Origin of the sequence: Marasmitruncus massiliensis, from assembly GCF_900186535.1 — a bacterium.
Taxonomy (GTDB): Bacteria; Bacillota; Clostridia; order Oscillospirales; family Ruminococcaceae; genus Anaerotruncus; species Anaerotruncus massiliensis_A.
On the sequence record NZ_FYDE01000005.1, the window covers coordinates 173,054 to 185,369 of the forward strand.

At 50.5% G+C, this 12,316-nt stretch carries 13 protein-coding genes; 5 read left to right on the forward strand and 8 right to left on the reverse strand.

What is annotated here, in order from left to right:
- Nucleotides 1-107 precede the first annotated feature (107 nt).
- From rsmG to rpmH, 8 genes are all read right to left on the reverse strand, one after another.
- On the reverse strand, nucleotides 108-821 hold the full coding sequence (gene rsmG / locus C1A10_RS08900; RefSeq protein ID WP_101909937.1) for a 16S rRNA (guanine(527)-N(7))-methyltransferase RsmG: 714 nt from the start codon (nucleotides 819-821) through the stop codon (nucleotides 108-110).
- Nucleotides 818-2,728 carry a tRNA uridine-5-carboxymethylaminomethyl(34) synthesis enzyme MnmG gene (gene mnmG / locus C1A10_RS08905; protein ID WP_101911613.1) on the reverse strand — a complete coding sequence of 637 codons (1,911 nt, stop codon included), beginning with the start codon at nucleotides 2,726-2,728 and terminating at the stop codon, nucleotides 818-820. Before mnmG ends, rsmG begins: the two co-directional genes overlap by 4 nt.
- A 70-nt stretch (nucleotides 2,729-2,798) precedes the next feature.
- Nucleotides 2,799-4,166: a tRNA uridine-5-carboxymethylaminomethyl(34) synthesis GTPase MnmE gene (mnmE, locus tag C1A10_RS08910; RefSeq protein WP_101909938.1), complete on the reverse strand. Its 1,368-nt coding sequence runs from the start codon at nucleotides 4,164-4,166 to the stop codon at nucleotides 2,799-2,801.
- 96 nt (nucleotides 4,167-4,262) lie between these two features.
- Nucleotides 4,263-5,432: an RNA-binding cell elongation regulator Jag/EloR gene (gene jag / locus C1A10_RS08915; protein WP_101909939.1), complete on the reverse strand. Its 1,170-nt coding sequence runs from the start codon at nucleotides 5,430-5,432 to the stop codon at nucleotides 4,263-4,265.
- Nucleotides 5,433-5,444: 12 nt separating this feature from the next.
- Entirely contained in the window at nucleotides 5,445-6,512 is a 1,068-nt protein-coding gene (locus tag C1A10_RS08920; protein ID WP_101909940.1) for a YidC/Oxa1 family membrane protein insertase, read from the reverse strand.
- A 16-nt stretch (nucleotides 6,513-6,528) separates the two neighbouring features.
- Nucleotides 6,529-6,768 (reverse strand): membrane protein insertion efficiency factor YidD, encoded by a 240-nt coding sequence (gene yidD / locus C1A10_RS08925; protein WP_101909941.1) that lies wholly within the window; start codon nucleotides 6,766-6,768, stop codon nucleotides 6,529-6,531.
- Entirely contained in the window at nucleotides 6,765-7,100 is a 336-nt protein-coding gene (gene rnpA / locus C1A10_RS08930) for a ribonuclease P protein component (protein ID WP_101909942.1), read from the reverse strand. Before rnpA ends, yidD begins: the two co-directional genes overlap by 4 nt.
- Before the next feature lie 156 nt (nucleotides 7,101-7,256).
- Complete coding sequence (rpmH, locus tag C1A10_RS08935) at nucleotides 7,257-7,391, reverse strand: 50S ribosomal protein L34 (protein ID WP_101909943.1); 135 nt, start codon at nucleotides 7,389-7,391, stop codon at nucleotides 7,257-7,259.
- A gap of 350 nt (nucleotides 7,392-7,741) precedes the next feature.
- Between rpmH and dnaA the strand changes: the two genes are divergently transcribed.
- From dnaA to remB, 5 genes are all read left to right on the forward strand, one after another.
- Nucleotides 7,742-9,070 carry a chromosomal replication initiator protein DnaA gene (gene dnaA, locus C1A10_RS08940; RefSeq protein ID WP_101909944.1) on the forward strand — a complete coding sequence of 443 codons (1,329 nt, stop codon included), beginning with the start codon at nucleotides 7,742-7,744 and terminating at the stop codon, nucleotides 9,068-9,070.
- Nucleotides 9,071-9,498: 428 nt separating this feature from the next.
- Nucleotides 9,499-10,605, forward strand: a complete 1,107-nt coding sequence (dnaN, locus tag C1A10_RS08945) for a DNA polymerase III subunit beta (RefSeq protein WP_101909945.1) — start codon at nucleotides 9,499-9,501, stop codon at nucleotides 10,603-10,605.
- 50 nt (nucleotides 10,606-10,655) lie between these two features.
- Nucleotides 10,656-10,868, forward strand: coding sequence for an RNA-binding S4 domain-containing protein (locus tag C1A10_RS08950; protein WP_101909946.1), 213 nt, complete (start codon nucleotides 10,656-10,658; stop codon nucleotides 10,866-10,868).
- A gap of 3 nt (nucleotides 10,869-10,871) precedes the next feature.
- On the forward strand, nucleotides 10,872-11,981 hold the full coding sequence (gene recF / locus C1A10_RS08955; RefSeq protein ID WP_101909947.1) for a DNA replication/repair protein RecF: 1,110 nt from the start codon (nucleotides 10,872-10,874) through the stop codon (nucleotides 11,979-11,981).
- 16 nt (nucleotides 11,982-11,997) lie between these two features.
- Nucleotides 11,998-12,273, forward strand: coding sequence for an extracellular matrix regulator RemB (gene remB, locus C1A10_RS08960; protein WP_101909948.1), 276 nt, complete (start codon nucleotides 11,998-12,000; stop codon nucleotides 12,271-12,273).
- Nucleotides 12,274-12,316 lie beyond the last annotated feature (43 nt).

Sequence of the window (12,316 nt, forward strand, 5' to 3'; positions counted from 1 at the left end):
TGTTCACACGTCCTTCCAGTTTTATGTTACGCTCATGTTAACATGAATTATGCAAAAATTCCAGAACTTTCGGTCGCAATAACCAACAAAATCCGCTGATTTTATCATTAAATCAGCGGATTTTTTGCGATTTTCGCAGACGGTCTCGGATATTTTGTCGTGTTCTGCGATATTTTTTTGATGATGATGATACTTCTCCGGCTCTCGTCAGGCAGCGAAAAGCGTTTGATTTCCTCTACCTTCCCGCCCAGCAACCCGATTGCTTTTGAAGATTCGGCAAGTTCGGCATCTATATCGCCGCCTTTCATTGCCGCGAACCTCCCCCCTACCCTGACAAACGGCAGGCAGTATTCGGACAGTTCCCGCAGATGTGCAACTGCGCGCGCGGTTGCGAGATCGAACTGCTCCCGGTAAGCGGGGCTCCTTCCAGCTTCTTCGGCGCGGAAGTGGATGCATGTATTTTCCTGCCCCAGTGCAGCGGAAAGCGCGTCAAGAAAAACCACACGCTTGTTTAAGCTGTCGAGCAAGGTCAGGTGAATATCCGGGCGGGCGATTTTCATCGGGACAGACGGAAAGCCCGCGCCGGTTCCCACGTCTATTACTTTGGCGCCTTGCGGCAGTTCCACGGCGGTCAGCAGCGCGAGGCTGTCTACAAAATGCTTAATTACAATTTCCTGCGGCTCGGTAATTGCCGTCAGGTTCATTTTTTGGTTCCACTCCACTAATGTCTGAGCATAGCAGTCGAACTGCTCGAGCTGGACATCCTCCAGCGAAATACCCAGCGCGGACGCGTATTCCTTCAGTTTTGCCCTGACAATCATGGTCCCACCTCTGTCTTATTTGATTTTCGCTCGTTCTTATGCTGTTCCAGCCAGATCAACAGCACTGAAACATCTGCCGGACTGACTCCGCTGATGCGGGAAGCCTGCCCGATATTGGTGGGGCGCAGTCTGGACAGCTTTTCGACCGCCTCCAGACGCAGACCGCCCACACGCGTATAATCCAATCCTTCCGGCAAGCCTTTCCCTTCCAGACGGCGCATCTGTTCCACCTGCGCCATCTGTTTTTTAATATAACCCTCGTATTTGATGGTGATTTCTACCTGCTCGCGGACATCAGCAGGAAGCAGCTCCCGGCCGCTGTCAAACGGCACGAGATCTTCATAGCCGATCTGCGGACGGCGCAGAAGGTCATAAAGCCGGGTACCCGTGGTAACCGGCGCTGTTTCACGTGAAACAAGCAGCTTGTTCAGCGTTTCGCCCGGTGAGACAGAGGTTTTTTCCAGACGTCTGATTTCTGCGGCAATCTGCCCCTGCTTTTTGCAGAATTTTCCCCAACGTTCTTCGCTGATCAGCCCGACTTGATGGCCAATCGGCGTCAGACGGGCATCGGCATTATCCTGCCGCAGCAGCAGGCGGTATTCCGAACGCGAAGTCATCATACGGTAGGGGTCGTTGCAGCCCTTGATGACAAGATCATCAATCAGCGTCCCGATATAGGAGCTTGCACGATCCAGGATAACCGGCGATTTTCCCTGCAGCATCCGTGCTGCATTAATTCCCGCAATCAAGCCCTGCGCCGCGGCTTCCTCATAACCCGAAGTGCCGTTAAACTGCCCCGCACCATAGAGGCCACCCACCATTTTAAATTCCAAGGACGCGTTCAAACTGGTGGGGTCTACCGAATCATATTCGATGGCGTAGGCGTTGCGCATGATTTTGAGATGCTCGAATCCCTCAATCGTGCGATACATTTTGATCTGCACTTCCTCCGGCAGCGAAGAGGACATCCCCTGAAGATAAATCTCGTTGGTATCCAGCCCCATCGGTTCAATAAACAACTGGTGACGGTTCTTATCATGGAAGCGGACAACCTTATCCTCAATACTCGGGCAGTATCGCGGCCCGACACCCTCAATTTTGCCGCCATAAAGCGGAGAACGGTGCAGATTTTCGCGGATAACCTCATGCGTACGCTCATTAGTGTAGGTCATGTAGCAGACCGAACGATTTTGCAAAATAGCAGGATCGGTTTCAAAAGAAAACGGTACAATCGGGTCATCTCCCTCCTGCACCTCCATTTTGCTGAAATCAATCGACCGTTTATCAACGCGTGCCGGTGTGCCGGTCTTAAACCGGCGCAGTGGGACTCCAAGCGCGCGCAGGGAATTTGAAAGCTCCCTCGCGGGGTGCATCCCGTCGGGGCCGCTTTCTGCGGTGAATTCCCCTACATAGATTTTACCGCGCAAAAAAGTCCCCGTGCAGAGGATTGCCGCCTGAACCGGAAAAACCGCACCAAGATCGGTTACAACCGCCGAAACCTTGCCATCTTCTGTACGAATCTCAACAATTTCAGCCTGTTTGATATCCAGCCCGTCCTGATTTTCCACACAGTGCTTCATATAACGGTGGTAGTCCTTGCGGTCGGCCTGCACCCGCAGACTGTGAACCGCAGGGCCCTTTCCCCGGTTGAGCATACGGCTCTGCAGAAAAGTGGCATCCGCGGCCTTCCCCATCTCTCCGCCAAGCGCGTCTATTTCACGAACAAGATGCCCCTTTGCAGTTCCGCCGATCGACGGATTACAGGGCATATTGCCGATCGCATCCATTGATATGGTAAAAAGAATTGTTTTTGCGCCTAAACGCGCGGACGCCAGCGCCGCTTCAATCCCAGCATGTCCGGCACCGATTACCGCGACATCATAGCTGTCCGCAAGATATGTTTGCATACGAATCTCCCCTATTGCCAAGCCAAAATGTTTCACATGAAACATCCGGCAATTTCTCCTACTTGAATTCCTATTTTCCCACACAAAATCTCGAGAACACCTGATCGACCACTTCCTGCGAAGCACGTTTCCCAGTCAGTTCCAGCAGTCTATCAATTGCGTTTTCAATACAAACGCAGACCGCGTCATAAGAGACACCTGAAGCAAGTGCCTCTCTTGCCTCCCTGATTTCCAAAACCGCATCCAGAGCCCCGGCGCGCTGCCGCTCATTTGCCAGCATCGCGGCGGAGCTGTCAAAAGCTCCGAGGCCAAACAGCTCCTGAATTTTCAGCCGAAGTTGTTCAGCACCATTCCCCTCTTTTGCCGAAAGAGACAGCACAACGGAAAACTGTTCCTCCAGTTCGTGAAGGTTAAGCACCTGCGGCAGGTCATTTTTATTGACGAGCGCGATGGAAGTCATTCCTCTGCAAAAAGAAATTACTTTTCGGTCATCCTCATCGAGAGACTGAGAACCGTCGAATACCGCAAGCACCAACTGTGCACGTTCCAGATGTTCCACCGCAAGCTCGACCCCTGCCCGCTCAACCGGGTCATCGGAAGAACGAATCCCTGCGGTATCCGAAAGATGCAATACGATGTCACCAAGCTGTACAGTATCACTCACCACATCACGGGTTGTCCCTGCAAGGTCCGCGACAATGCTTCTGCGATAACCGGACAGCAGATTCATCAAAGTAGACTTTCCCACATTCGGACGCCCCACAATCGCGGTGTCAATTCCTTCACGGATCACTCGTCCCGCGTCGTAAGAATCCAGAAGCTGGGAGAGTTCTTCCTCGCAGTTTTGCAAAGCGGAAGCCAGCTCCCCAGCGTCTACCTCCACGATTTCTTCTTCGGGATAATCAATCCATGCCGCCAGATGCGCCGCCTGTTCCACAAGGCGTCCGCATATACGGTCGACTTTATGGAAGAGCGCACCGTCACGCGCGGTGAGCGCGGCCTTCGCCGACTGCTTTCCCTGCGCGGAAATCAAATCGGCAACCGCCTCCGCTTGCGTCAGGTCCAGTTTGCCGTTGAGAAAGGCACGCTTGGTAAATTCACCGGCAAGCGCGGGCCGCGCGCCATTTTCACAGCAAGCACGCAGGATACGCCGGACGAGATAAACGCCGCCGTGCGACGAAATTTCCACAACATTTTCCCCGGTATAACTTCGGGGGGCACGAAACACTGAGACCACCACTTCGTCAATGTCCCCTTCCGTATCATAAGCGCGACCGTAAGCGCAGGTATAACCCCGCATCTCAGAGATCGCGTGGTTCTGCGCGGTTTTGATCAGCCTGTCCGCAACCGTGAAAGCATCTTCACCGGATATCCGCACGACACCGATCCCGCCGACACCGAGCGGTGTTGCAATCGCGGCAATTGTATTTGTATCCATAGCTTCCTCCAATCACTTCTGGAACAATAGGAATCGCGTTCGTCAAAAAGGGGAAGTTTCACGTGAAACCTCCCCTTTTGTCGTATTCAAACAATCTTACAGCTCAATTTTTCCGTACAGCGGAAGATCGTCGCCCTCTTTGCGCACTTCTGTCCGTGCGGGAACCGGCTTCTCTGCGGGCTGAGGATTTGCCTGAACCGGACGCGGTGTCTGCTCCAGTTCTTTTGCAAAGACGCGGTCAACATTGGTAGGGGTCGGGCGCACAACCTCGCCCGTTCTCTCCCGGTTAAACGGAGGACGGGAACCATTCCCGTTTCCGCGTCCCACATTATCACGGCGCTGGTTTTCTCCACCCTCACGGCGGTCATTTCTGCGGAGTGGGCGGTCACCAAACTGTTTTCCGCTCTTTCCTCTGCCGCCGCGGTTTCCCTGCGGACGCAGACGGTCGGGCGTTATGACGACACGGCGATTTGGTTCCTCTCCGATAGAGGAAGAAGAGACGCCTTCAATTTTAGAAACAGTCGAATGAATGATACGGCGTTCATAAGGGTTCATCGGTTCCAGCGTGGACGGACGTCCATAGCGGATTGCAGACGCGGAAAGCTTCTTCGCAAGCTGTTCCAGCGTATGTTCTCGTTTTTCCCGGTAATTTCCGGAATCGATCGTCACACGCATGTAGTCGCCTTCCTGACGGTTGGCAACCAAACCCGCAAGATGCTGCAAAGCGTCCAGCGTTTCACCGCGGCGGCCAATAATTACCCCCAGTCCTTCACCGGAAAGACGAAGAATAATTCCATTTTCTGTAAATGCAACAGAAATTCCAGCTGTAACGCCCATTTCAGCCAGCACATTCCGGACATAATCAGCTGCAGTCTTTGCCTTGCCATCCACTTCCTCAGCACTTACAAACTTCAACTCAACGGGTTCCGTTTCCTTCTGAGGAGCGCTTGCCTGAATTTTTTCCGGAATCTGTGCTTCCTGCCTGCCTGACTGTTTTGGCTCCGGCTTCGGCTGAACAGGCTTTGAAGGCCTGTCCGCTTTTCTTTCGCGTTCCTGAACAGAATTTACACGAGTTTCCTGAATGGCCTGCTCGGGTTCCTCCACATAAACGCGCACTTTGGCGGGCGTATTCCGCAGCCCCAAGAATCCGCGTTTGGGAAGACTGATAATTTCAAATTCAACTTCATCTCTTGACATGCCAAGTTCCCGGCACGCAAGTTCAATCGCTTCCTCAACATTCCTCGCTTCTTTAATACTCTCTTTCATAGTGCCCTCCTGTCACTTCAAATCTTCATCCGTGACTTCTTTGTATTCTTCGCCGTATTTCTCCGCGTCACGTTTTCTCGCTGCCGCAAGTTTCTGGCGATTCAGTTCCTTCAGGGACACTGTATCGTCGTCCGGAAGCCCCTGCTCCCGAAGTTTTTTCTTCGCTTCTATCCGTTTTTGACGTTCTGTTTCTTTTCTTTCCTCGTATTCCTTTTTCGCCTGCTCAGCAAGTTTTGCGGGGTTCATATACTTATTCAGCAAATAGGTCTGCACTGCCATCAGCAGGTTGGAAATAATCCAGTAGATGCCCACGCCGGCCGGCAAAATAAACGCAAACCAGGTCGACATAACCGGCATCATCAGCATCATACTTTTGGACATGCCGGCCATCTGCGGATTATCCCCGGCGGTCGCGGCAGTCTGCTTCATGGTGAAGAACGATACCAACAGCGAAGTAACGCCGGAGAGTACCGGCACCAGAATCAGCATGTTAAACGCAAGCGTTGGGGTCTGGGTGAGGTCGATACCCAAGAAATGCAGATTCAGAGTGGAAATTGCGTCCATGAAGCCCGGAAGAGAGGCAAATGCATCCGGGTTTTGCTGAGCCGCGCCGATAATTTTCAGCTGAGAGGAATAGTCCTTCGTAAGGTTGGCCACTTCCACATTTAAAAGAGGAGCGGCAATCGTGGCTGCCTGGGAAATCAGATCAGAACCCAAGCGCAGAATATGAGTCATGGGTTTATAAATGACATCGATTAAACCAAAGAGGATCGGAAATTGAATCACCATAGGCAGGCATCCCGACATCGGGTTATAGCCTTCCTCCTGGTACAGCTTCATCAGCTCTTCATTCATCTTTTCCTTATTATTGGCATATTTCTTCTGGATTTCTTCCATGCGGGGCTTAAAAATCTGCATTTTCACCATGGATTTTTGCTGCTTAATCGAAAACGGCACCAAAATTCCTCTCGTAATAATGGTGAACAGAATCAACGAAACACCATAGATGGGAATGACTTTATAACAAAGCCACATTACCCAGCCGAGCGGATAACCCAATATCATATACAACCATTGCATCTATTCTTATTTCCTCTCATTTCAATTTTCGAAACGTAAACTTGTCCGGAACGGGATCCAGCCCGCCCGGATGAAACGGATGGCATTTCAGGATGCGTCTCAGCGCCAGCCATCCGCCGCGAAGCGCGCCAAATCGCTGGATAGCGGTGTAGGCATAAACCGAACAGGTGGGGTAAAACCGGCAGGTAGGACGACCCTTCAGCGGAGAAAGCCGTTTTTGATAGAACCGGATGAAAAAAAGCAGCAAATCTTTCATGATTCAGGAAACAGCCGCAGGATGGCTTGGCGCATCGCTTTCATAATATCTCCCGTTTTGCAGAAAACAGTCCTGGAACGCGCGACAAAAACGAAATCCCATCCGACGGGAAATTCCGGTTCAAGTAACCGATAAGCTTCGCGGATAATGCGGCGCGCGCGGTTGCGCTGCACCGCCTTTCCAATCTTTTTGGTAGCGGTCAGTCCAATGCGGTTGATGCCTTTGTGGTTTTTGATAGCGTAGACCACGACTACGGGAGTAGTAAAGGCACGGCCCCGATAGTAGGCTCTGCGGAATTCTTTGTTCAGCGTCAGTGTTGTGGTATGAAACATGTTTTGCCCTCCGGACAGCGGCGCTCCTAGATTAAAAATAAAGACCACAAGCATAGCTGTGGTCGAATATTTTCTGCCAGCGCCCGCGGCAGCCAAAAATTCCTGACTTGATCGGTATTTTACGCAAAAACGGAACAAAACAGGAATTCTGCGCTCTTAGTGAGTCAGTTTTGCTCTCCCTTTGGATCTTCTGCGGGCAAGCACTTTACGACCATTCTTTGTGGCCATTCTTTTACGAAAACCGTGCTCCTTTTTTCTCTGGAGCTTCTTGGGCTGATAGGTTCTAAGCATCTTTAACCCTCCTCTCATCGTTGCATCAACACCTCCGGCAGGAGGGTGAAATGAACATCAATCATCAAAGCATACTTTCATACCTTGCAGAGTAGCATTATACCCCAGAAACAAGGGTTTTGTCAAGCCTTTTCAGCCGTTGTTCCCAATCGGCACGGGTTTTACACAGCCTGCCAACCCCTTTATACATATTAATATATATATAATGTCAACGGTTGAATACTTGAAACAACCGCGCCGGTGTGTTACAATGTATAAGTTATAAAATAGTTAAAAGTGTGTGTAAAACTTTTTTCTGCACAGAATTTCTCTCTGATTTCCACATGTTATTCACTAAAGGAGCTGCTTTTATGGAATCATTTGCCGATTTGTTTCAGTTCGTTCTTGAAACCTGCCGGGGAAAAATGTCGGATGTGGCGTTCAGCCTCTGGCTGAAAGATATCGTCCCCCTTCGTCTGGACGATACCACTGCTTATCTGAAAGTAAACTCTGAATTTAAGATGAACATCGTTAAGGAAAAATATACATCCATTCTCAAAGCAGCTTTTGAAGAAGTGCTCGGTTTCGATGTGGAAGTAGAAATCACCTGCGACGCGCCCGCGGCGGAGCCTCCGGCCGGTTCCGTCTCCGATGCCGCTGCGCAGAACAGTTTCACGGCAAATGGTGAATATGAATATACATTCGATACCTTTATCGTCGGCCCATCCAATAAATTTGCGCACGCGGCTTCCGTCGCTGTCGCAGCAAATCCCGCCAACGCCTACAACCCCTTATTTATCTATGGGGCTTCCGGGCTCGGCAAAACGCATCTGCTTCACGCCATCTGCACCGATATCCGGAAAAACCGGCCGGGTTACAACATCATCTATGTCAAGGGCGATGAATTTGCCAACGAAATGATTACCTCTATTCAGGACAAGACTACCCCTGCCTTCCGCGAAAAATACCGACAGGCCGATGTCCTGCTGGTGGATGACATTCAGTTCATCGGCGGCAAGGAGAGTACGCAGGAAGAATTCTTCCATACCTTTAATACGCTCTATGAATCCGGAAAACAGATTGTGCTGGCATCCGACCGGCCGCCCAAAGAAATCAAAACGCTGGAAGACCGTCTGCGCACCCGCTTTGAATGGGGCTTGCTCGCGGATATTCAAACACCGGATTTTGAAACCCGCATCGCGATTATCCGCCGCAAGGCGCAGCTTTTGGATATTCAGGTTCCAGACGATGTCGCTGAATATATCGCCAACCGGCTCAAAACTAATATCCGTCAGCTGGAGGGCGCGGTTAAAAAGCTCAAAGCCTATAAGCTTCTACAGGGCACCTCCCCCTCGATCGTAATTGCGCAAAACGCCATCCGCGATATTCTGAACGATAATCAGCCCGTTCCCGTTACGGTAGAACGAATTATCGCGGAGGTTGGACGCACTTACGGCATTACGCCGCAGGATATCCGCTCCAACAAGCGCAGCGCGCAGATTTCATCAGCGCGGCAGATTTCTATTTATATCGTACGGGAAATCACTCAAATGTCGATGTCCACGATCGGAGAAGAATTCGGCGGACGTGATCACAGCACGATTGTCTACGCGATCCAGCAGGTTGACAAAAACATGTCCAACGACCTGCGTTATAAAGAAACGATCGAAGATATCATTAAAAATATCCGCGACAGCTGACTCTTGACCTTCCGCCCGATTCCGAATTTCACTTTCAACATTACACGGATTGTGGAAAAAGTGGAACCAAAAGAAAAGATTTCACACTTTCCACTAAGTTTTCAACATTTTTTTCACTTTCCCCTGTTGTTTTCCACGTTCAAGTGCATTTCTTTTTCTTTTTACACCGCCTCCACAACTATTTCACACGCTCTCTAAGCTGTCCTCGGCTCACGGACGAGCCTGTAAAGCGGGGTCTCGTCCATTCCCAACTTTCCAACTGCTTCTACTACTATTACTATTTGTAATATACTCACTCTATCTATATTATCTTGTTTTTTTCTTTGTGGAAATGATATGCCGCCTATTTTCATCCATGCAGGATTATAATATAAAACTTTCAAGGCAATTCATTTTAATGAATTTTTATCAAACCCGGAGGTGTTCTAATGAATATAGTTTGCAATAAACAGTCTCTGTCAGAAGCGGTATCCAATGTATCCCGCGCCGTCTCTGCGAAAAACACGCTGCCCGCGCTGGAAGGCATTCTGCTGAAAGCAAAGGGAAACCTTCTTTCGCTTACCGGATACGATCTGGAGCTTGCAATTTCCACGGAAATAGAGGCAAAAGTCTATTCACCAGGGGAAATCGTGCTTTCTGCCCGGCTATTTTTTGATATGATCCGTAAAATGCCTTCTGAGGAGATCAGTATTGTTTCTGATGAAAAGCTGCTGACTGTTATCAAAGGTTCTATGATGGAATACACCATTCTCGGTATTCCGGCCTCGGAATACCCGGAGCTCCCTTCGGTTGAACAGACCACAGAGTTGGTTATCCCGCAGAATACACTGAAAAATATCATTGGTCAGACGCTCTTTGCTATTGCGGTCAGCGACAGCAAACCGGTGCATACCGGTTCACTGTTTGACATCAAAGAAGGGGAGCTTAATGTGGTTTCGGTGGACGGCTACCGCCTGGCACTGCGTCGGGAGCCTGTAGCGTTTGCCGAGATGATGTCGTTTATTATTCCCGGGAAATCGCTGTCTGAGGTTTCCAAACTGCTGCATGACGAGGATATTCCCGCGGAGCTTGGTGTAGCGAAACGGCATATTCTTTTCCGTATCGGCGGCTATCAGATCATCTCCCGTCTGCTCGAAGGAGAGTTCTTAGATTACCGCTCCGCGATTCCAGCCGGTGAAGCAACAGTTATTAAAATCAGTACAAGAGAGTTGATTAATGCCATTGAGCGTGCCAGCCTGCTGATTTCCGATAATATTAAAAGCCCTCTCCGGATGCTGTTTGAAAACGGTGTCATCAAAATTTCCTGCTCCACCGCGATCGGTCGCGCGTACGATGAAATTCCCTGTGTTCAAACCGGAGCCAATGTGGAAATCGGTTTTAATAACCGCTATATGCTCGACGCGCTCAAGGCTTCCGAATGTGATGAAATCAAACTGATCCTGAATGGGGCACTGTCCCCGATTAAGCTGGTGCCGCCGGAGGGCGAAAGCTTTACCTTCCTTGTCCTGCCGGTACGGCTGAAATCTGAGCTATAAAATCCGGTACGGCAGAAAAAATCCGTACAAACGGAAACGGAGAGGTCCAAATGAAAAAAGAACAGATCAGGATTGAAACGGAATTTATTAAGCTGGATTCCCTGCTGAAATTTGCGGGAGTCGCCGAAACGGGCGGCCAGGCTAAAGAACTGGTGGCCGGCGGGCTTGTTACGGTAAACGGCGAAATATGCACCATGCGGGGCAAAAAAATCCGTTCCGGTGACAAAGTAGGCGTTGATGAAATTGAAATTGAGGTTGTGTAGCGTTTGAAAGCAGACCGTATCAAACTGCATGATTTCCGAAATATCTGCAATTTGGAGCTTACTCTGTGCGAAACTGCCAATATTATCTATGGAGATAATGGGCAGGGTAAAACCAACCTGATTGAAGCTGTCTGGCTGTTTACCGGAGCAAAAAGCTTCCGCGGCGCGCGCGACAGCCAGCTTGTCCGGTTTGAGCAGCCGCAGGCAAAGCTGGAATTGGAATTTACTTCCGAGGAACGCGCCCAGACAGCGTCGATAACGATTGAGTCACGCCGTTCGGCGCAGGTGAATGAAATCCCGCTCAAATCTCCGGCAGAACTTGCCGGAAAATTCTGCGCTGTGGTTTTTTCCCCGGTTCATTTGGCCCTCGTCAAAAATGGACCGCAGGAAAAACGGCGGTTTATTGATACCGCGGTCTGCCAGATGAAACCCCGGTATATTCATATACTCGGCCAATATAACAGGGTGCTGGACCAGCGTAACCGCTTGCTGAAAGATATTGCTTATCAGCCCGTCCTTCTGGATACGTTGGATGTATGGGACGCAAGGCTTGCTTCTTTCGCAGCGGTGCTGATCAAAACGCGGGCCAGCTTTCTGAAAAGGCTGCTCCCCTATGCGCAGGAAATCTATGCGGGGATTTCCCGGGAAAAGGAAACGCTGGATTTCTTCTACCAGTCGTCGCTTTCCTGCGATCTTTCCGCTGACATCCCCGATATGGAGCAGCAGGTGCTCGGATGTCTGCGAGACACAAGGCAGGAAGACATCCGGGCGCGTGTCACCTGTAACGGTCCCCACAGGGACGACATTGAGATCACGCTCAGCGGCAGCAGTGCGCGGCTGTTTGCTTCCCAGGGGCAGCAGCGAAGCTGTGTGCTTTCACTCAAGCTTGCGGAATGTGAACTGATCCGTGAGACCATCGGGGAATATCCTGTGGTGCTGTTGGATGACGTCATGAGCGAGCTGGACGAATCCCGGCGGGATTATCTGCTCAACCATCTGCGGGGCAGGCAGGTTCTGATTACCTGCTGCGATGAGAAAGATTTCAGAAACCTTGGGCAGGGCCTCGGCGTGCGGCTGGAAAATGGCGCCGTCACTTCCTGCAACCGATACTGAAACGGGAGGAAAATGCATGTATCTTCATCTTGGGCAGGAGACAGTGGTACGTACAGATGATATTATAGGAATTTTCGATTTGGAAAACACCTCAATCTCCAAGATCACCAAGGAATTTCTCGCCAAAGCCGAACAGGCCGGGCGGGTGGTCAATGTGTCCTATGAACTGCCGAAATCCTTTGTCATCTGCACCTGCAAAAGGAAAACCGCCGTCTATATCACGCAGATTTCCTCCGCTACGCTGCGTAAACGCGCGGGATTTATCGATGGGATCGCTAATATTGACCGTTAGACAGAATCTTTTACCAATCAGCTTATAAATTTTCCCCGGCTCT

Coding starts and splice junctions, on each gene's coding strand:
- rpmH (WP_101909943.1), bottom strand. CDS start 7,391: ATGCTTAGAACCTATCAGCCCAAGAAGCTCCAGAGAAAAAAGGAGCAC.
- rnpA (WP_101909942.1), bottom strand. CDS start 7,100: ATGTTTCATACCACAACACTGACGCTGAACAAAGAATTCCGCAGAGCC.
- remB (WP_101909948.1), top strand. CDS start 11,998: ATGTATCTTCATCTTGGGCAGGAGACAGTGGTACGTACAGATGATATT.
- yidD (WP_101909941.1), bottom strand. CDS start 6,768: ATGAAAGATTTGCTGCTTTTTTTCATCCGGTTCTATCAAAAACGGCTT.
- dnaA (WP_101909944.1), top strand. CDS start 7,742: ATGGAATCATTTGCCGATTTGTTTCAGTTCGTTCTTGAAACCTGCCGG.
- jag (WP_101909939.1), bottom strand. CDS start 5,432: ATGAAAGAGAGTATTAAAGAAGCGAGGAATGTTGAGGAAGCGATTGAA.
- C1A10_RS08950 (WP_101909946.1), top strand. CDS start 10,656: ATGAAAAAAGAACAGATCAGGATTGAAACGGAATTTATTAAGCTGGAT.
- mnmG (WP_101911613.1), bottom strand. CDS start 2,728: ATGCAAACATATCTTGCGGACAGCTATGATGTCGCGGTAATCGGTGCC.
- rsmG (WP_101909937.1), bottom strand. CDS start 821: ATGATTGTCAGGGCAAAACTGAAGGAATACGCGTCCGCGCTGGGTATT.
- mnmE (WP_101909938.1), bottom strand. CDS start 4,166: ATGGATACAAATACAATTGCCGCGATTGCAACACCGCTCGGTGTCGGC.
- C1A10_RS08920 (WP_101909940.1), bottom strand. CDS start 6,512: ATGCAATGGTTGTATATGATATTGGGTTATCCGCTCGGCTGGGTAATG.
- dnaN (WP_101909945.1), top strand. CDS start 9,499: ATGAATATAGTTTGCAATAAACAGTCTCTGTCAGAAGCGGTATCCAAT.